General features: G+C 49.6%; 19 protein-coding genes and 1 riboswitch. All 19 genes read right to left on the bottom strand.

Translation table 11 applies throughout. The features are described 5' to 3' along the window. Positions 1-228: 228 nt before the first annotated feature. Positions 229-1,239: a DUF362 domain-containing protein gene (locus tag VN379_RS12300; protein WP_325534229.1), complete on the bottom strand. Its 1,011-nt coding sequence runs from the start codon at positions 1,237-1,239 to the stop codon at positions 229-231. A 140-nt stretch (positions 1,240-1,379) separates the two neighbouring features. Next, positions 1,380-2,708: an MFS transporter gene (locus VN379_RS12295; protein WP_325534227.1), complete on the bottom strand. Its 1,329-nt coding sequence runs from the start codon at positions 2,706-2,708 to the stop codon at positions 1,380-1,382. 134 nt (positions 2,709-2,842) lie between these two features. After that, on the bottom strand, positions 2,843-4,090 hold the full coding sequence (locus VN379_RS12290; protein WP_325534225.1) for an L-lactate MFS transporter: 1,248 nt from the start codon (positions 4,088-4,090) through the stop codon (positions 2,843-2,845). A gap of 805 nt (positions 4,091-4,895) precedes the next feature. Continuing rightward, positions 4,896-5,231 carry a hypothetical protein gene (locus VN379_RS12285; protein WP_325534223.1) on the bottom strand — a complete coding sequence of 112 codons (336 nt, stop codon included), beginning with the start codon at positions 5,229-5,231 and terminating at the stop codon, positions 4,896-4,898. Positions 5,232-5,259: 28 nt separating this feature from the next. Beyond that, on the bottom strand, positions 5,260-7,500 hold the full coding sequence (locus VN379_RS12280; RefSeq protein ID WP_325534221.1) for a molybdopterin-dependent oxidoreductase: 2,241 nt from the start codon (positions 7,498-7,500) through the stop codon (positions 5,260-5,262). A 559-nt stretch (positions 7,501-8,059) separates the two neighbouring features. After that, positions 8,060-8,200 carry a hypothetical protein gene (locus VN379_RS12275; RefSeq protein ID WP_325534219.1) on the bottom strand — a complete coding sequence of 47 codons (141 nt, stop codon included), beginning with the start codon at positions 8,198-8,200 and terminating at the stop codon, positions 8,060-8,062. 311 nt (positions 8,201-8,511) lie between these two features. Beyond that, the gene (locus VN379_RS12270) at positions 8,512-10,659 is read right to left on the bottom strand and encodes a sigma-54 interaction domain-containing protein (protein ID WP_325534231.1); all 2,148 of its coding nucleotides are present in this window, start codon (positions 10,657-10,659) and stop codon (positions 8,512-8,514) included. A gap of 115 nt (positions 10,660-10,774) precedes the next feature. Then, positions 10,775-10,886: riboswitch (molybdenum cofactor riboswitch) on the bottom strand. A 109-nt stretch (positions 10,887-10,995) separates the two neighbouring features. Then, a complete protein-coding gene (locus VN379_RS12265; protein ID WP_325534217.1) occupies positions 10,996-11,178 on the bottom strand; it encodes a hypothetical protein in 183 nt (60 codons plus the stop codon). 28 nt (positions 11,179-11,206) lie between these two features. Further along, entirely contained in the window at positions 11,207-11,506 is a 300-nt protein-coding gene (locus VN379_RS12260) for a hypothetical protein (protein WP_325534215.1), read from the bottom strand. A gap of 46 nt (positions 11,507-11,552) precedes the next feature. Next, complete coding sequence (locus VN379_RS12255) at positions 11,553-11,804, bottom strand: hypothetical protein (protein WP_325534213.1); 252 nt, start codon at positions 11,802-11,804, stop codon at positions 11,553-11,555. A gap of 234 nt (positions 11,805-12,038) precedes the next feature. Beyond that, positions 12,039-12,515, bottom strand: a complete 477-nt coding sequence (locus VN379_RS12250) for a rhodanese-like domain-containing protein (RefSeq protein ID WP_325534211.1) — start codon at positions 12,513-12,515, stop codon at positions 12,039-12,041. Further along, positions 12,512-12,976, bottom strand: coding sequence for a rhodanese-like domain-containing protein (locus tag VN379_RS12245; protein WP_325534209.1), 465 nt, complete (start codon positions 12,974-12,976; stop codon positions 12,512-12,514). The genes VN379_RS12250 and VN379_RS12245 overlap by 4 nt, the downstream gene beginning before the upstream one ends. Before the next feature lie 19 nt (positions 12,977-12,995). Next, on the bottom strand, positions 12,996-13,682 hold the full coding sequence (locus VN379_RS12240) for an MIP family channel protein (protein ID WP_325534207.1): 687 nt from the start codon (positions 13,680-13,682) through the stop codon (positions 12,996-12,998). 19 nt (positions 13,683-13,701) lie between these two features. Further along, on the bottom strand, positions 13,702-14,670 hold the full coding sequence (gene arsM, locus VN379_RS12235) for an arsenosugar biosynthesis arsenite methyltransferase ArsM (protein WP_325534205.1): 969 nt from the start codon (positions 14,668-14,670) through the stop codon (positions 13,702-13,704). 58 nt (positions 14,671-14,728) lie between these two features. Then, positions 14,729-15,496 (bottom strand): molecular chaperone TorD family protein, encoded by a 768-nt coding sequence (locus VN379_RS12230; protein WP_325534203.1) that lies wholly within the window; start codon positions 15,494-15,496, stop codon positions 14,729-14,731. Continuing rightward, on the bottom strand, positions 15,441-15,992 hold the full coding sequence (locus VN379_RS12225; RefSeq protein WP_325534202.1) for a 4Fe-4S dicluster domain-containing protein: 552 nt from the start codon (positions 15,990-15,992) through the stop codon (positions 15,441-15,443). Before VN379_RS12225 ends, VN379_RS12230 begins: the two co-directional genes overlap by 56 nt. A gap of 187 nt (positions 15,993-16,179) precedes the next feature. After that, positions 16,180-18,381, bottom strand: a complete 2,202-nt coding sequence (locus tag VN379_RS12220; RefSeq protein WP_325534201.1) for a molybdopterin oxidoreductase family protein — start codon at positions 18,379-18,381, stop codon at positions 16,180-16,182. 44 nt (positions 18,382-18,425) lie between these two features. Beyond that, complete coding sequence (locus tag VN379_RS12215; RefSeq protein WP_325534200.1) at positions 18,426-18,920, bottom strand: ABC transporter substrate-binding protein; 495 nt, start codon at positions 18,918-18,920, stop codon at positions 18,426-18,428. 115 nt (positions 18,921-19,035) lie between these two features. Next, positions 19,036-19,998, bottom strand: a complete 963-nt coding sequence (gene arsS / locus VN379_RS12210; RefSeq protein ID WP_325534199.1) for an arsenosugar biosynthesis radical SAM (seleno)protein ArsS — start codon at positions 19,996-19,998, stop codon at positions 19,036-19,038. Positions 19,999-20,179 lie beyond the last annotated feature (181 nt).

Raw genomic sequence — 20,179 nt, 5'->3', positions numbered from 1 at the left:
GAGAAAAACATTACGTTTTTTGTCTCATTTTAAAATTATCAATTCCATATATCATCAGAGTTTAGTAATGAGAGACCCGGCTTTATGCCCGTTCTTTCAGAGCCCGGCCAAAGTCGAGGATTTTTCCCTGTTCTTAGCCCTGGTATTTAGCTGCATAATTTTTTCAGGGTAAAAAACAGCGGCTTGCACTGCGCCAGGGGCGGCAGGCAAGCCGCTGCTGCAAACTTGTCAAAACACCTCAATTAATTCGTATTCCAGTGATCCCATACCAATTTGGGCCGCATGTTCAATCTGAATGGCAGCGTTGCGTTCAGGAAATGCCAGCTGACCTAAAGTATGTCCGTAAGCAGTTTTCGTCAGATCCTGTGTTGCTTTATCAATAGCCACAGGGTCACAGGCGGCAAGAATCCCCAGATCAGGTATTAATTTGCCAGCCGGTTGTTTGACAAGACAGTCGCAGTGTTTCGTCATATTTAGCAAGACATTAACATAAAAACATTTTCCCGGCTTATTAATCACTGCTCCCCAGGCGTGTTCAGCCATACTTTTCTGAAGAAAACCCTCATCGGCAGTAAAATCATAGGTAACGGCATCGAACCGGCAGACAGCAATACATTCGCCGCAGCCAATACAGCGATTGGCGGCAATATACACCTTGCCAGCCTGTTCAATAATAGCGTCAGCAGGGCACCACTGCCTGCATTTTTGGCAACCGGTACACAGGCTCGGCTTTATGGCCGGCAGTATGGCCGAATGCTGCCGCCTTTTCCCCTTACGGCTTGCTAAACCCATGCCAAGGTTTTTAATACAGGCCCCTAACCCTGTGGAAATGCACCCCGTGGCATGAGAGACCACGAACAGCGCATCAACCCCCATCAGCTCTCTGGCAACATGTACTGTTTTATGCAGCTCCCCGGGGATAGGCACCTCATATTCGGTATTACCCAGCAAGCCGTCGGCCATCAGAAAAGGGGCGCCGACCTGCTCAATACCAAAACCCTGGCGATGGGCCTGCAGAAGATGGTTAACCGCATTATGCCGCTCACCCTTGTACAAGGTTGAGGTTTCCGTCAAAAAGGGGACTCCGTTCGCTGCTTTGACCTTATCCACTAATGCCCGTATCAGTTCAGGCCTGACGCGGGTATTATTCTCCCCTTCCCCCACATGCAGTTTAATAGCCACGAAATCATTACCGGCGATGATCGCTGCGGCATTGGCTGCCATGTAAAGGCGGTGCATTGCCTGCACCTGGGCCTGCGCATCGTCACCATCTGCCAGCCTGGCAAAATATACTTTGGCTGTCAGGATAATCTCCCCCTTACCATAGAACTACTGTCCGGATCTACCGTCATGTCTGGCTGCCAAGGCAAACTACCTGCTCATACTTTTCTAACCCAGAGCGTAATCATGGCTACCGCGCCGATCAGGCAGAATACTACCAAACACATCAGCCCGCCCATATAGCTGCCGGTCACATTGATGAAATAGCCGACAATCATTGGCGTAATGGCTCCCCCCAGGCTTCCCAGACAGCTCTCAAAACCACTGCCGGCCCCCAGGGCCTTGGCCGGTACAACCTTTTGGATAATGGCCCAATGACCAGGCTGTCCGATAAGCAGGGAGGATACAGCCAGAATCAGCCACAGCGCAGCCTCTACCTGCCCGGTAGCATGAGCGGCAAAATAAATCCCCACTGCGGCCCCCAGCATATGCAGGATACCGAAAGTCGCTTTCCGCTCAATCTTATCTGTTACATAGCCGGCAATGATCAGAGCAACAATACCGGCGGCATAGGGTGCATTAGCCCAGAAACCCATACTCTTCCACGAAAAACCCATTGCCTGTTTGAGATATGATGGAATCCAGGTTGCAAGCCCCCACCAGGCGGAAGTACTGAAAACATAAAAAACAACACATAGCCAGTAGTCGAAGTTGAGCAAAAATCCTTTCCAGTTCTCCCTGTCCGAATTTGAATCAGCCACAGCCCTTGTTGCCAGGGCTTCGGCTTCGGTTCGTAAGCCGTACTCAATATGCTCCAGTTCCAGGTGATTAATCCGCTTGCTTTCGCGCGGACTGTCGGTAGTGAAAAACCAGATTAATACAAGCGGAATCAGGCCCAGAGCGGCCAGGGCAAAAAAGCTGGACCGCCAGCCCCATTCCCCGATAATCCATACCATGAAAGGCATGGCTAACGCCGGTCCGGCTGTCAAACCAATAAGCCAGGTTGAATTTGCCCTGGCCCGCTCCTGCGGCGGAAACCAGTTTTTCACATATTTCATCTGCATCGGCCAATGCATGCCTTCGCCCAAGCCCAGGATACAGCGGGCCACAACCATGCCGGTAAAGCTAGACACGATGCCTCCGTAAACACAGGAAATCATCCATAAAATAATAGCTACCGACATTACCTTACGCGGTCCCCACAAATCGCCGAGCGGGCTTAACAGTGCGTTAGTTATGGCATATGTGAACAAAAATATTGACATTAACGAGCCCATTGCCAGGGCATCGCCTTGGATGCCCATCTCTTGCAGAAAGGTGTCGTCGGCAACCAGTACAGATATATTGACCCTGTCAAGATACGCAACTAACAATGTCACCAACAGGATGAGTATCACGACCACCCGCTGCCTGGTTGGTTTCTCCCCTGCTACTGCCGGCCAGTTCAATCCGCTCTGACCATAGCCCGGTGTTTTCTGCTCCCCCATTCAAACTCTCCTTCAATTTGGATTTGCTGAATTGTTTTCATTGAATATGACATTGGTGATTGATTACCCGTTGAGGTACGCAATGACCAATGTCACTACAAGTAAGGAAGTAAGGCTGCTGTTACATTACACGACTACATAGTACCGGCTTTGACTACGCGGATCTGGCTGCCCCGTTTATCCAGTGCCCTAAATAGCAGCGCAAACAGCAGGCCCAGTACATTCAACCCTAACGCAATCCAGAAGGCCTGCTCATAATTCCCGGTGGATACCCTGACGGTTGCCGCCGTCATTGGGCCGAATATCGCCGCTAAACTAAAACCAATAAAGGTAATCCCATAGTTAACCCCAAAATTCTTCAATCCATACCTTTCACTTATAATTGACGGCATCGTACTCATGAACCCGCCAAAGACTGCGCCAACACCGATCCCGGAAACGGCGAACCCGGCTACCGAGTCAGTAAAAGCCAGATTCAGCATTGCCAATGCAGAAATGACGTACATGACCATGATGGTGCTGGAACGTCCGATTTTATCCGATATATACCCAAAAACTACCCGTCCCAGTGCATTGGAGATAGCAACCAGACTGACAAATAAGGCCGCATCCATTGGCGTCAGTTTAAACATCTGCTGTCCGATTGGCGAGGCGAAGGCTGTGATCATCAGCCCGGACATAGCGCCGCAGGTAAGCATGACCAGAACCACCCACCAGATTTTATCCCGCAGCATCTGGGTCCAGGTCAGATCGGATGCTGCCGGCTGGGAAGCAGTAACAGCCACAGGCGGCGTCCATCCCTCCGGTTTGAAGCCTGGTGGTGCCTTCTTAATAATCAATGAGCAGAGGAAAATAACGACAAAAAATACAACGCCCAGGATTTTAAAGGTGGTAAGTACACCCACACTGATAATCATGGAACTGGCAATCGGCGCAACGATCGTGGCCCCGGAACCATACCCGGCTGCAACCAGGCCGGAAGCCAAACCGCGCTTATCAGGAAAGAATTTGACAGTATTGCCTAAGGTCCCGGCATAAACAACCCCGCCGCCGATTCCGGCCAGAACGCTATAGGTAAAATAGAGCATTTCCACGCTGGATACAAAACCAGTAATAAATAAACCGACACTAAACATAATGCCGCCGATGATAACATTGGCTTTAGAACCTAAGCGATCCTGGATATAACCGCCGCCAATCATGGCAACAGGACTCAGAGCATGGTTAATCGTAAACGCCAGGGCAATAGCCGTTGCCGGCCAGCCAAATACCTTACCCAAGGGCAGGGAAAAGACACTCCAGGCATATAAAGTCCCGATACAGATGTTGGTTATGATCGCTGCGACCAGGATAAGCCAACGATTATACTTTTGTTCTGACATTTTTCTCCCTCTTTTCTTTACTATTCATTGCTAGGCACTGCCTGTTTTTTTAACAATGGATCACTTGCCGTGGAATATTGCCATATGTATTGAAAATATGCTGTATAGAGGCAGGCCTTATTACAATTGGCCTGCCTCATTCAACCTAAGATTACCTATATCAACTCTCATATTAGAATAATACTTTACTTCTTTTCCGCATTGTCAGTGGGTAACTCGGTTCCGCAAAAAGGACACTTCTTCTGCTTAATACCTGCCATTGCAGAGACTTTCTTCTTACAATTCGGACACTCTGTCGGCTTGGACAATGAAGCTGGTCTAAAACACATTATGTAGTACCTCCTTAACTATGTAGTAATAACGTCTCAGCTGCTTTCCGGCATTGCTGCCCTGCCAACCACCTCCCGGAGTTTCTGATAAACAATTGCTTGCCACTGCGATTGTCGTTAAAGTAATATTGCAATAAGTATGCCAAATAAATAAAATACCGAAGAACAAGCTTATAATCAGGGCCGGAGCTGATTTTCCCCGGCTGCCGGCAGTATGTATACAATCTCTTTTTAGGATTTTCAAGTCCTTAATTCATGTTTTATCCCAGGAAAACCACCAAAAGTAAGCTGCTCCTGTTTTGCAATCCTGTATCAAATTAGGAATATGCCCGGACTTGTCCACTGCCTGCTGCCTTTAAATAGATCCACTGCGAAGACATTAAAAGCACAATGCCACAACGGTCCCTGCCAGGGACCAGTCATGGCACTGGATCTCGCTTATAAACGCCTCAGACTAACAGCTGAGCGCTCTCGCATTAAGGCACAAACATTACTACCTTCTTGCCTTTATCTGCCATCTTCTTGGCCAGTTCCTCCACCGGTCCCACTTCCATGCACTGACCCAGGCAGTGAAGAGCGCAAGCCGGCTTCTCCCCTTTTGCTACCCGGTCTTCACATAAATCACAAAGCTGAGTGGGAACAGGAACAAAATTCCATTCCCACTTATCGCCTTCTACATTCCAGGGACCCACTTCCGTCATCTTGATCCCCCATTTGTCCTTAGGAATGTTTTTTTCATTCCGGCAGGCAACCTCACAGCTGTGGCAGCCTGTGCAATATTCATAATCGATCATTAATCCGTTACGTGACATCCTTATCCCTCCATTCAAATTTGTAATCTTAATCTTCTGCTTTATACACTTTGCAGAGTATGCTCTTGAACGGAGCACCAAAACCGAGCTTCCCAATGTGCTTATGAGGGATTAGTGTGTTGATATTCGATTTCCACACCCCATACAGGCTAGGCTCTTCCGCTTCTTCTTCCGGGAACCACCAGCCATGAGTAGCATGAACTACATCAGGTTTAATGGCCGGCATCAAATGCGCCTTTTCCTTGCACTTGCCGAATTGATTTTCGATATATACCCAGTCGCCTTCCTTAATCCCCAGGCTGGCAGCTGTTTGCGGATTGATTTCCATAATTGGATCCGGGTCAATATCGCGTAAGCTTTTTATCTGGCGATGCTCAGAATGGAACGAGGTAACTTTTCTGGCACCGGTGGTAAGCACCAATGGGTATTCCTTCGCAAGCTCCGGCGTACTTACAGGGCTGTATGGCGGTTCTTTGTAGTAAGGCAGCGGATCTTCGCCCCACTCTTCAAAGAGCGTCGAGCAAAGTTCAACCTTGCCTGTTACCGTATTGAAACCAGGCTCGCCGTCATAACGCAGCAAACCTTGCTCGTGTTTCCGGTACGTATACCCAGGCTGGAATACGCCGGCCTCTCTCAGGCCGTTGAAATCAATACCAAGCTCTGGTTTGAGCTGGTCACTGAAGAAATCTTCCACACTTTCCCACGGCCAGTTTTCCGGGTTGAGGCGTTTGCCCAGTTCCATACAAACTTCAATATCGGACTTGCATTCACCAACCGAGAACGCTTTGTTCATCGCGCCGACAAAGATAGCATTCCGGCCAAAGTGAGTAAGCACTACGCCGTCATGTTCGGCAAAGGTCGGCAACGGCAGGAATACATCGGCGAACGCCATGGCCGTCGGCGTCATAAAACAATCCTGTACCACATTGAATTCCAGAGTTTTCAGTGCCTCATACCATCTTTGGGGAGCCGCTGAATTGGTGGGGGTAATAAAGTTGCTGCTGTTGAACCAACCCATTCTCAGCCTATAAGGTTTACCTGTTTCCAGAGTATCAAGGGTTTCATCGGGATGAGTGGTCGCCAGGGCAGTACTCAGGGCCGGCCATTCCTTGGCCCCGATCCGCTTGTCCCAAAGCTCTTCTGAAATCTGGGACCGGGTTTCCACCCGCCATTTTCCCAGCAGGGCAGCAGGTGGCCCTAAGGTGATGCCGCCAGGCACATCAAGGTTGCCGGTAATAGCGGAAAGCGACAGGATCGCATGACCAAGCTGAACACCGTTCGGATTTTCGTCAACCGCCAGTCCCCACTGGATGGCAGTCGGTTTCGCCGTAGCCATGGCTCTGGCACATTCAATGATCTTGGCAGTCGGTATGCCGGTAATTTCTGCAACCTTTTCCGGCGGGTATTGTTGAACGCGTTCTTTGAGCTGCTCAAAACCATAGCACCAGTCTTCAACAAACTTGTGGTCATAGAGATCTTCGTTAATGATGACATTAAGGAAGCCGAGGGCCAGCGCAGTATCTGTTCCCGGTCGCAGCTGCATCCAGTATTCGGCCCGGGAAGAAAGCCAGTTCAATCTGGGGTCGACCGAGATGATCTTGGTCCCCCGCTTCATCATGTCAACGATAGAGTGACCATAGAAGCCATCCGGGTTTGACCATAATGGCATCTTGCCCCACAGCACCAGGTATTCAGGTACTTTATAGGCGGGATTATCATAACGGTCCGGATAATGGCCGGCAAAATCAATCTCCGGATACCCTGCTCCCAGGATATAGTCGGTAATTGCGCAGCGAGGTCCGTAGCAGGACCAGCCGCTGAGAGGATAACACACATTCGGGGTTTGAAGCGACGAAAAACCAAGCGGATAATAATACAGGCAGGCTTCCCTGCCGGTACCGCCGAACACGACAATCGACTCGGCGCCATGATTTTGCTTAAAGCCGTTTACCTTTTCCACAATGATATCCCAGGCTTCATCCCAGGTGATTTTCTCCCACTTGTCTTTGCCGCGGTCTTCCGGCGCCCGTTTCATGGGATAGATGATACGGTCAGGGTGATGTACGAATTCCGGCAGGGATAAACACCTGACACACAGCCGGCCCTGGCTGATGGGATGCTCAGGGTCCCCCTCGACCTTGACAAGCTTGCCGTCTTTAACGTGTAATTTCATGCCGCAGCCTACCGGGTGATCTCCCGGGGGCGACCAGCCACAGGTCCGAACTGTATAACTCCCGTCTTCGTGTTGTTGCTTCCATTCTTTTTTCATAATCTCACCAACCCTTTCAAAACTCGCTTATGTTTTGCACAACCCTGCGTCCGTTATTTCCTGTCACACCCTGTTAGGCATTAGCCGGCCAGCCGTCTGCTGGCGTGTGGTCTGTCTTTGCCGCTAAATTGGTGTATGCAGCCAATGTGCGGACAGTAATCCGGTTTGCGTGTACCTCCCGGTCAGTATTAACGCAATAATCGTGCCAGCCTGCTTATCCTTTGGCAAAGTAGCTTTCTGCCTGGATTTCTCAGCCTTTTTCCTTTGCCAGGCCAAAACAGGACAATCTCTTTTTAGGAGCCAAACATTTTGCATTACCGTCCCAATGCAGGAAAAACACTAAAGCATTGGCCAGTCCTCTTTTGCGATCACAATACCATTATGGGATCACCATAATCGCCCAGGCAACTCTCGTCCGCACCGTGACTTCCCTTGCCCTCCGGGACCATCTGCGCCTGTTACATTCATCAGCCGCAACCGGCCAAAGGCGTCTTTAGCTCATACCGCAGCCAAACAGCAGGCTGGCTTGCCTTATAACAGGCGCCCGGCGATACCCTCGTTATTTGTTAAGCTTGGGCGTGGAATAGTTCTGTCCCGGTTTCCGTGCTGATGCCGGCAATTGAGGTTTAGCAGCAGTTTGCTCTTTCTCAGCCTGCTCAGACTGTGGAGCTTTTTCCCCGGTGTTTTTGTCGTCAGCCATGCAGATCACCTCCTTATGCAAATTTACACAGCAATAATCATGCCAGCATGTACAATAACCGTATAAGCGGCTTATTATCAGGCCTGGCAGCGTTATTTACAGGCTACGGCAAGAATAATCTATTTCTCTTTTTGAGATGACCAAATGGAAGCTTACAGGTTCCAAAGCCAGGAAATCTGTCGGAAAGCCAACAGTCTATATTTGGGAGAGCAATATCATTTTAGGACTTTCAAAAAGCCAGGGATGACCCTTGGGCAAAATAAAAAGACCCTTACTATAAGGGCCTCTTCTATTCCACCGGCACAGTCGTATTAATATTCAATATCATAGTCTTTCAGTTTTCTGTATAGGGTAGAGCGACTGATACCCAGGATCTCCGCTGCTCCAGGCACATAATTATCGGCATGCAGTAACGCTGTTTGTATCGCAACTTTCTCCAGGTTGTCCAGGCATAACATCTCTCTGGCCTGACCTTTGCTATTTGCAAATTCACCTATTTTCAGTGGGCAGGTTTCCAGAATGATGTAGTTAGGCAGATTTTCAGGTTTAATCAGATCACCCTGGACAGTATTTACTGCATAAATCATTGCATTTTGCAATTGCCGCACATTACCTGGCCATTGGTATTCATTGATTTTTTTCTGCGTTGCCAGACTGAATTTTGGGATCTGCCAGCCTTGTTTCCGGCAATAATTTTCCACAAAAAATTCACTGAGGAGTTTAATATCATTGCCTCGCTCCCGCAGCGGCGGGATATTAATTGTCAGTACAGACAGGCGGAAGTAAAGGTCTTCGCGAAACAGATTTTCTTTTACCATTTTATTAAGATCTTTGTTGGTAGCCGCAATCAGCCTAAAGTCAACTTTCTTGGAACGGCTGCCACCAACCCGCATGATTTGCTTGTCTTCCAGTGTTCTAAGTAAAACAGCCTGCACTTCAATCGGCATGTCACCAATTTCATCAAGAAAGAGCGTGCCGCCATGAGCTAATTCAACCTTACCGGCTCTGCCGCTTCGTTCTGCGCCGGTAAAGCTGCCGCCTTCATAACCAAACAGTTCGCTTTCGATTAACTCCCGGGGCATAGCTGCACAGTTTACTGCCATAAACGGCCCTTGCGGGCAATACACGTTGTGGATTGCCTGGGCATATAGTTCCTTGCCTGTACCGCTTTCCCCAACCACCAGAATATTTTCCGGTGAACTGGCAAAGCGCCGGGCCAAAGCCATACTTTTTTTAAACTCCTTATTCTCACTGATAATATCATCAAAGGTATAGGTAGACGTACTGCCGGCCCTGCTGTTTTGCTGAATGGCGACCTTTTCTGCTACACTAATTTTTAACAAGGCGACCTCTAATTCCTGTGTATACTGGTTTAGAACCGGTCGGATATTGACATGATAGAAGCTTCTGTCAGCCCCCACACAAAGCCTTTCTTCAGTTGTAACACTCTCACCTTTTTTCGCTAACGTCATCAAAGAGGAATTGTTGCCAAGGAATTCATTGATATTTCTGTTATGGGCCTCTTCGGATCTAAGCTTCAGAACACGTGTACCAGCCGGATTGATATACAGGATTTGCCCGTTAGCGTCTATCACAACAACGCCGTCATCAATAAACGCCAGCATCGCAGTCAGTACGTTATTCACAGTAGCAACCTTATCCTGATTTATTTGCATCTGCCGGTTGAATGCATCGGCCCTTTCATTGGCAATATATAAAGCAGCATTTGCCCTTTTCAGGTAAAGCTGGTTCTCTATAACCATTGTCATAGAAGTAAGCAAACCCATACTATGGGGCCCCAGCTTTTTAAGGGTTTCTTCTTCAGGCGTATTCAGTAACGGCTGACTAACCAACACCAGAGCAGCCTGAATTTCGCCTGCTTCATTTCTGATTGGCGCCGCCGAAGCAATACTGTTCTGAAATGCCACACAGTAATGTTCCGGACCAAGCAACTGCACAGGACGTTTAAGGCGGAAACACAGTTCATGGGCTGTAGTACCTTCAGTATTCTCACTGGCAACAATACCTGTCCGGGAATCATATTCAGGCAGAGAGGTAAAGCTTTCCAAACTTCCTTCATTCAGCAATATAACGCCGTCTATGTCGAATAAGTAAAAAATGTAGCCACACTCTACAATGATTTTTTTAAATGATTGGGCCAGGTTCTTGGTAGCATCAACCAGAGCATGATTCTTGTTTAAAATTTCAGATAATTTTTGCGGACTTAAATTGGAGTTTGTAACTACCGAATAAGGATTCACCCCCCAATTACGGGATCTGATCCACGAGGCGGCGACATCCTGGTCCATGTACGGGTGTTTTCGCGGATCTTCTGCTTCATTTTGCAGAAAATCCTGCTTACATCGCAGTATGGCCTGCCACCGCTCCCGTGAGAATAGCCCCCTGTTAGCAATAAAGTAATCGGTCTGTAACCCTGAGACATCATGAGTGTGCTTCATAACCGTCAACTACAGCTCCCCCTTATTTTTCCTAACAGATTTATAAATTACTTCAAATTGCTTAGATCTCACACATGATCGTAGATTGAGAATTAATGCACATATAAAAAAGAAGCCTGGTTTTACCAGACTTCCTTCGCACAATCGGGCAGGCACAAAAATTGCTTTTCATACCTTTCGGTCATCACATCCACATGGGATATGATAACTCGGAACTCTCTTGTAATTATGTATTTATTCTAACAATTCTCGACAAAGTCCTGTTAAACAAGTATTTAGTGGTTATATTTTTTTTCGACAAAATCCGGCATTAAATTCATTGCATTGTATATTAGCTCATAGTATTTGATAGGCGAACTGTCCTTTATTGATGGCAACGAGCTTCTTTTTGGCTTCTTCAGCCGTTTTCCCCAAATGAACACTGGTTTTATCCACCATATTAAGCAGCAGATATTCACCCTTGGTTATTATAATCGTCTCGCTGCCAAATTCAGTATTTGTAAAAGACGGATATTCCACTTCCCACTCTCCTTTTGTATAAAATAGATCAGTCGTTTTTCCTGCCTGCAGCAGGACCGGTCAGGTCGGCGGGAGGCGTATGCCATTTACAGGTTTTCACAATCCCATCCTGAGATGGTTTTTTATGCTTGTTGCAGGGATTTGCACACAGCTTCTCAATATATAGGCACATAACGGTTGGCCGCGCTTTCGGCGGCGGCAGGTCTGTGCCGCATTGTTTGCAGTTCTTGCGTTCGGGGAAATTATAGGTGCCACAAGCAGGGCATGGGGCCGGTTTTTCTTTAGGCGGTTTACAGCCTCCGCAATATGGATTACAGGACCAGCACATAAAGGTTCCTCCTGCTTATGTTTCGCTGTAATTACATATTTACAGGCTACCGGGCATCAAGCCGGCTAAGCGCAGCCAATAGTGTTGTTTTCAGATGCAGTACATGGGAGGACTCCGGGTATTCCACGCCGGCACGCTGAAAAATATCTCTTAGTTTTTTTTCTATATCCTGAGGGGATTGATAGTCCGACAGATCCATTGCCATATTTCCCATAAATACCGATAACGAAGTTGCTGCCTTGTCGCCTTGCTGGATCTTATTCCACACTGCCGTCGCAGCCTGTAATGTGAATGGCATGCTAGTACCTCCCTGTAGGCTTTGTTAGCTTGAGTATTGCACCATTTAAGTACCCCCGTCAAGATTCAAATCAGGACAGTTTTTCTCTTTTTGTCTTCTTTTGCTACAGCCTGTACCATGAACCCAGTCAATCATACTTCCTGTATTGGCTGATATTGAGGATTAACAGGCAGTAAGAGCACTTACCCAGGGGATTCGCAGAGTTTCCGGTTGTCTCAAAACAGGATTCTCACCTTATTTATTCACGGCAATCTGGCCGCTGTCTACCGGTAATTCCCTGTTTTGACTCCACTCCGCCCACGACCCTGCATAATTTTGAACCTGTTTGTATCCGATCAGCTCGCTTAGCACATAGGAGGTATGAGCGGCACGAACACCGGCCTGACAATAAATAATAACTCTTTTATCCGGCGTAATTCCCTTAGCTGCAAACAATTGTTTCAATTCGCCGGTAGTTTTAAGGGTTTGATCACCATTCAGGGTATCTGCCCAATACAGCCACACGGCACCGGGGACCCGCCCCCGCCTGGCCGCACCCGGTGCCTGAATAGCGCCGGAAAACTCCGGCCATTCCCGGACATCCAGAATAACAGTGCCGGGGTCAGGCTGCTCCACAGCAGCCAGCACCTCGGCCATAACCGCCAATTTTCCGGTTTCCGTCCCTATGATCTGAAAATGGCCTTCCTCGGGTACAGAGATCCTGTCAGTCACTCCGTACCCTGCCATCTCCCAGGCCTGCATCCCTCCATGTCCAGCAGCCACCACAAATGAGCACTATATGCCGGCCCATGCTTATCGTTGCCGGCATATAGAACCAGGGTGTCCTCATTCGTAATTTCCAGCTTTCCCAGCAAAGCCGCCAAGTGCCCAAATTCCGGAATACTTCCCTGGTCATCGGCATAATCACTCACCCCAATATTTACGGCCCCGGGAATATGGCCGACTTGGTATTGCTCAGGCGGCCTGACATCAATCACTTTGACTATTTTATTCTCCAGCAGCACCTGTAGCACGGCCGGCTTAATAAGCGAACCCCTGTTGGCATAACCCTCAGTGCCGTTATTGATGCCGGAGGCGACCACACCGCAGGCAATTGCCTGATACCACAGCAACAGGGTTATGGCTATCGCCATAACCCCACCGGTAAGAAACGCTTTTTGTCTTTCCATCATGCCTGCTCCTTTGTTGCGGTTAATTACTGCACTGCTTACGCAGCTGCGGAACTTCCAGAAATTTATAAATAACTGCCGCTGAAACCGCACCTAATACCGGCGAAACAACATACAGCCAGAGGTGCGCCAGATTGCCGGACATAACAGCCGGGGCAATGGAACGCGCCGGATTGAAAGACCCGCCGGAGACAGGCCCGGCAACCGCAGCACCAATAAAAACAGTCAGGCCAATGGCCAGCCCGGCAAAGCTGCCCTCCGCCCGGGAATCGGTGGCAACGCTGATAATGACAAACATCAGGAAAAAAGTAAAGATGAACTCGATGGCAAAGGACACACCAATAAGATGCTGTCCCACCGGCAATGAGGGGAACGTGCCGCCCAGATCATACAAATTGCCAAACAGCAGTCGCAGCACAGCACTCGCGCTTAACGCACCCGATAACTGACTAACAATGTAAGGCACAACCTGGCTGGGGCTGAATTTGCCCACAGCGAAAAAGGAGATCGTGACTGCCGGGTTAAAATGGGCTCCTGAAATATGTCCGCAGGCATAAATCAGGACAACGATGACAAAACCAAAAACCAGTGCAATCCCGATATGGCCCAGTGCATTCTGGGCGAGCTGATTGATAATGATCGCACCTGTCCCGACAAACAACAGGAAAAACGTCCCAATAAACTCAGCAATATATTTTTTCATTTCCATATTTGTCCTGCCTTTCCGGCTAGCAGCAGCCGCCGCCCCCATAATGATAAGTAGCCTTGGTGATAAACAGGTCCGGCCGGTTCAGCGCCCGCAGATTTCCGGCTGTTTTTTGACAAACAGGCAGGGGCACATCGCGCTGAATAATATGACCTTTACCATCGTCATACGCTTCCTCTGATCCGAAATAAATTACCGTCTCGCCCGCGAATACGCAGGCCCCGTCCTCAGGCACCGGATTTTTATAAACAACAAGCTCCAGCGATTCCAGCAAAATATCTTCCCCGGTCCCATACCGCCCTTTGTCCAGAATACGATATGGCCGGCGGGCCCGGACCTCAATTGTGCCAAAGCCGGCGTCAACAAATTTATCCAGGTAATCCTGATAAGCGAGTGCTCCCGACAGGCACATCGCCCGCAGCCGTTCATCCTCACGCAAATGCTCCGGGATCGGCTGTGTCGTAATCGGGTCTGATATATACAGCCGGCCGCCAGGCTTTAAAACCCTATACATTTCACTTATAGCCTGCTTTAATTCCGCTTCTTTAAAAATATTAAACAGGCAATTTTGGGCGGCTACATCCACACTGCCGTCTGCCAGCGGCAGACTGAGCGCATTGCCCTGGACCAGTTTCACAAAATCCGGTTGAAACCACTTATTCACCTGTGCCGCCAGTTTGAAGTTTTCCTCAGCCCGGGCAAGCATCTCCGGCACACTGTCAACAGCGATAACCGACTGCGGCCTGCGGGTAAAATAAGCAAACTGCAGGGCTTCCAGCCCGCCGCCCACACCAACATACAAAACGGTCTCACCGGCATTAAGATCGCCGAAGTGCACAGTAGTGCCGCAGCCATAATTCATCTCCTTCATAACCCCCGGAGTCACCAGATCAGGCAAAAATCTAGCCTGGCTTGTTACACAACACAGACTGAGCTGTGGCGTAAGCGCCGCTTCTTTATATAGTTCATGCGTAGTTTTTAAGTAACTCATATTATCCACTCCCTGTAATTATTAGTTCCCGCCAGACAAACACGTGAAATTACTGCATTTATCCCCCTTTAGCCACAGGATCTACGATTGATCTCTTTAACGAACTTACCTGTACCAGGTCTTCCATGATAAACCCTGCCATAAATCCAGCCAGCTTCCGAAAAAAATCCTGACCGGTATTCTCAGCGGTGTCCTGGCAGAATGCAGGCACCCACTGGCTAAGGTGCTCAGCCAGAAATTGCTGCTGCCAGTCAATTGCCGTAAACACAGCGGCAAATTGCTGCCGCTCCAGAGCTGCCGCTGCCTGCCGGTTAAGGAAGTACATAAATTCCAGTTCCAAACCGATATGATCATCGGGCTCACGATTGAAATTTCGCACCAGCAGGCCGGCAGCCCGGTATTTTCTCCGGACTTCCAGGGTTATCTCCTGCATCAAAGCCCTTGCCGTCGATCGGTAAACGGACTCATAAGGCGGGGCCGGCACATGGCGGGGACCGATAAACAGACGGGTAAATTCCGGCTTGATGGTTCCGCACAACCAGCCGGTCCGTTCCGGCTGCAAGGCCTGTAAAAAACAGATAAATTCCTGCTCCCAGACAGGGCATGCCCCGGCGTCAGCTGCCGGTTGCCCGGCGGTCAGTTCAATCAGCGCCGATAATAATTCCCGGCTCGGCCCGGTTAAAAACAGACGCCGGAGAAAATCATAAATGCACTCGCGCCGGCTAAACACATCACACAGACTGTTATCAACAAAATCAGCCCGTTTATCTTCAATCATGAGCCGGCCTTTTTTCCGGCGCAAACCGCATAGCCGGACCGGTCGCATTACGGGAAAACCCCCGGCACTCCCCAGCAGCCCCCTCTTTGTCCATGCGGCTGATCTCTCCTGCTTGCAGCACCTGCAGAGGACAGCCGCGAACACAGGCCGGTGCCTCACCCTGCTGCCGGTTATCGAGGCACAGATCGCATTTGGATGCCTTTATTTCCCGCTGGCTAAAGGCAATTGCCTTATAAGGACAGGCATAAACGCAGGCGCGGCAGCCAACACATTTTTCGTGATTCTGAATTACGATCCCGTCTGCCGGCCTTTTACTAAAAGCCTTCACCGGGCAGACCCGGACACAGGCCGGTTTTTCACAATGCATGCAGGCCCGGGACAGATACCGGTCGACCTGCCGCCCGTTAGCCTTGGTTTCAAAGTGATCAACACTCCGCCATCTGATGCCAGGCGCCAGCTTATTTTTCACTTTGCAGGCAGTTTCACAGGCCTGACAGCCAATACAATAGTTCTGATTGTAATAAAACCCCACTTGTTTGCTCATCAGTATCTCCCCTTTATTAGTAAGCGACTAGTACCTTGTCAGCTCTAAAACGGTAGAATAATGGCGAGGCTGTTTTTCGCAAACCAAGGCGGAGGAAGGAGGCATACCGGACGTATGCTGACTGACGACAACGATGGGTTGCGGAAAATAGACCGTCAGTATTCACTGGATTAGGGCTGATAAGGTACTAGGCCCTGGCAACCTGGACAAGGTTAGTATGATAGGTTGAGACCCCGCCCATATCGCCAAGCCGGTCAGGCGCCAGGGCATTGATATTGGTTGATCCCGGACTGAGTTTTTGCCATGGGGCTTTAGGTGACATAACCACCCCCGGCTGCACCGCTTCGGTCACTTTTACTTTCAGCCTGACTTTGCCCCGGTCGTTAACCGCATATACCCAGTCACCGGTATCAACCCCTCTGGCTTCCGCATCCCGGGGATTGATAAAAATAAGAGGGCCCTCGTAAATCTCCTGAATATACGGCAGGTTATGGAATTGGGTGGTAATAAAATATTTCGTTGCCGGTGTTAACAGCCGCAAAGGATATTGAGCATACAATTCCGGCGTCGCCTCCGGCCCTTCGGCCGGCGGCACGTGTTCCGCCACAGGGTCGAAGCCGGCTTTTGCCAAGGTTTCCGAATAAAATTCAATCTTACCGGAGGGTGTATTAAATTTTTTATCGGCAAAGGGAGTGACCAGATTTAGTTTTTGCCAGTGCCGGGCCTGCAGCGTTTCATACGTAATCCCCGTAAACAGGGAACTGCCGGATTGCAGGGAAGCCTTAATCACATCAGCGGCAGATTCGGCAAAACAGCTGTCCGTAAAGCCCATCCATCTGGCCAGGCCGGCGAAAATCTCCAGATTGGACTTACTTTCGCCCAGTGGCTCAATGGCCGGCTGATTCAGCCTGACATACCAGCCGAGATAATCGGAGTTGATATCCTCATACTCGAAAAAGGTTGCCGCCGGCAGAAGGATATCGGCATAATCGGCCGTGTCGGTAACAAAAGGATCAACGACGACAGTAAACAGGTCCTCCCGGGCCAGCCCCTGTTTGATCAAATTGGTATTAGTAGACATCGCCAGCGGATTACTGTTGTACACAAACAGCGCCTTGACCGGCTTGTCCCGGGTCTCTTTTGTCTGGCCGGTAAGCGCCTTGCCGATCTCATTCATATTGATCGAACGGACCTGCCGGTTTGCCAGCAGATCGGGCCGTTGCAGCGCTTTCCAGTCATAAGCCCAGTAATCGCCGTTGATATAGACATAACCGCCGCCGTCAATGCCCACCATTCCCACCAGGGCAGGCAGCAGGGAAATGGCCCGCACCATCCGGCCCCCGTTGGAATTGCGCTGCATGCCGTAGCCAACCCGGATGATGGAGGGCTTGGTGGTTGCATACATCCTGGCAAATTCAACAACCGTACCGGTAGGTACGCCGGTGATTTGCTCCACCCGTTCCACCGGGTAGTGCTGCACCTTGGCCACCAGCTTGTCAAATCCGAAGGTGTAGTTGTCCACAAAGTTTTGGTCATACAGACCTTCATTAATAATGACATTCATGATTCCCAGTGCCAGAGCGGCATCTGTCCCCGGCTTGGGCTGAAGGTGCAGATCGGCCTGGGAAGCGAGCGGTGTCCGCACCGGGTTCACCTCTACCAGCTTCGCCCCGTTGTCCCGCGCCCGGTTAATAAATTTGATGATATGAACATTGGTCGCCGCATGATTAACACCCCAGGAAACAAAAAGTTTGGTCTTGGCATAGGTTTCCGGATCAATCCCGCCCACCTGTCCATAAGTATATTTTGTTGCCGGTTTACCGGCGTCGGAGCACACGGCCCGCTCCAGCCTGCTGGCCCCCAGCTTGTTCCAGAAACGAAAAGGAACCCCGTAATTATTCACAATCCCCAGATTGCCGGAATAGCTGTAGGGAAGAATGGCCTCGGCCCCATCGTTGTCTATAATAGTTTTGAATTTATCGGTAATGATGCGATAAGCCTCATCCCAGGAAATACGCTCCCAGCCACCTTCTCCCTTCCTGCCGGTCCGCTTCAGCGGATACAGAATCCGGTCCGGGTGATACACCCAGGTTGGATAACAATGCCCTTTGACGCAGGGCGTACCGGCGGTAATCGGGTGGGTGGGATCACCGGTAATACTCACAATCCGCCCATCCACCACCTTTGATATCAGGGTGCACGTATCATGACAATTGCGCGGACAGGCCTGATAGGTCAGGGTGCCGGCAGCGGCGGCCGGTAGCCGGCTTGCTTCGGCCGTCAAAACATCCATCAGGCCAAGCAGGGAAACACCTGCACCCATGGCGGCAGCTCCGGCTAAAAAAGTCCGGCGCGTCATCTTTAATTCAAATCTGCTTTCCTTATCCATACTCACTGCTCCTTGTTCACATATCAACAGACAGTGGCTAATACCTAGCCGGGGCTAAACAGCACCGACGGCCCCTCTACCATTTCCCACCCGGCTTGTTGGAAGGCAATTGCGTCTACGCCAATAGTTTTGTCTTTCAAATCAGCAATTGACCGTACCGGCGAATCGACTGGAACAACCGCCTGAATACAGCCGGTATGAATGCCGCCGGTCAGTTTAATATTCAGCCCCTGCTCCATCGCCTTAAAACCGCCCGGCGACATCATAATGGCGTCAAGCTTGCCTGTCGCAATCCCTTCCTTGGTAGTGGCCGCCGTGATTTTAACGAGTTCAACAGTAAGGCCGTTTTTCTGAAACAGCCCTTTTTCATGGGCAACATAAATCGGAGCCTCACAGGTTCCACCATAATAACCGACGTGTACTACCCTAGCCTCCCTGTCCGCGTTAGCACTGCTTTGCTTATTGCCGCCGCAGCCGCCAATAAACAAAGCAGCTGCAAACAACCCCGCCAGTATTAGCCCTGCCGTTTTTTTCCTCATCCTGCTTACTTCCCTTCTTAGAATAATTCCCGCTGTTCCTGCCTGAGCGGATAAAGCCGACGCCGAGAATTGAAACCACCAGGGGCAAGCCCCGCAGGTTGCGGTGGAGCAGACTTTATCCGGCCTTATTATTCAGACTCCCCTGACAACTGCTGCCGGCACCGGCCGTGCAGGTGAAACAATGATTGCCCAGCTTGACGGGCATCCCGGCCAGATCTTTGGCAGTAATGCTGCCTATGTAATTATCCCGGACAGCAATCGGCAGATTTAATACCTGGTTAAAATCGCAGTCGTAAACACGGCCTTGCCAGTCAACATTAAGCAAATTCCGGCACATCACCCTGGACAAATTAGCCGGATTGAAATTGTCGGCCAGCAGGTTCATATAGCCCTCCAGCAGCCCTTTTTTTTCCAGGTCGGCCCGGAACCGGCCAATGGGGGCATTGGTAATCGTATACAGATTGTTAAACACAATCCCGAATCGTTCACCAAGGCTTTCTTTATAGGCAAAATCCAACTCATTTTGGGGGGCAGGTAAAAAGTTCCCGCCAGGATTATAAACTAAATGCAGCTTGGGACCTGTCCCCCCATAGCCCAAACGATTCAGCTTCTGCAGCATCTTAATGTTTTGACTGTAGACCCCCTTGCCACGCTGAAACTCCACATTCTCTTCCAGATAACAGGGCATAGATGAAATGATGTCTACATTATTTTCCTGCAGGAACCCCGGTAATTTAGCATACTTAGGCTCATTCAAAATCGTTAGATTACTCCGCAATAAGATACTTGCCGCCGGTTTCAATTTGCGCAAGCCACGAATCAGACCACGTAAATTAGGATTCATTTCCGGGGCGCCGCCGGTAATATCGATAACATTTATATCTGCGCTTTCAATAAAGCGCAGACAGTCTTTAACCACTGTCATACTCATCATTTCCCGCCGGTCAGGACCGGCCTCCACATGACAGTGCCTGCAGCTTAGATTGCAGACATACCCCATATTCATTTGGAGACACCGGACATTATCTTTTAACACCGCGTCGCCGAACTTGCCCACATACTCACCGAAACTTTTCATGAATGCCACATCCTCCCTATTAAAAATCACCTTTTGAGGTAATTAAATACTATTACCAGCTGCTGCCATTGCGCATCGATTGCAATCCAATTACACACTGCAATTGATATGAGTAAAAAAAAGCGAGATAAAATGCTGTTATTATCTCGCTATGCTTTCGTTCTATCTACATTATATGGCA

Origin of the sequence: Sporomusa sp. (assembly GCF_035561255.1) — a bacterium.
In the GTDB taxonomy this organism is placed as follows: Bacteria; Bacillota; Negativicutes; order Sporomusales; family Sporomusaceae; genus Sporomusa.
This window is presented reverse-complemented; position numbering and strand designations above follow the sequence as displayed.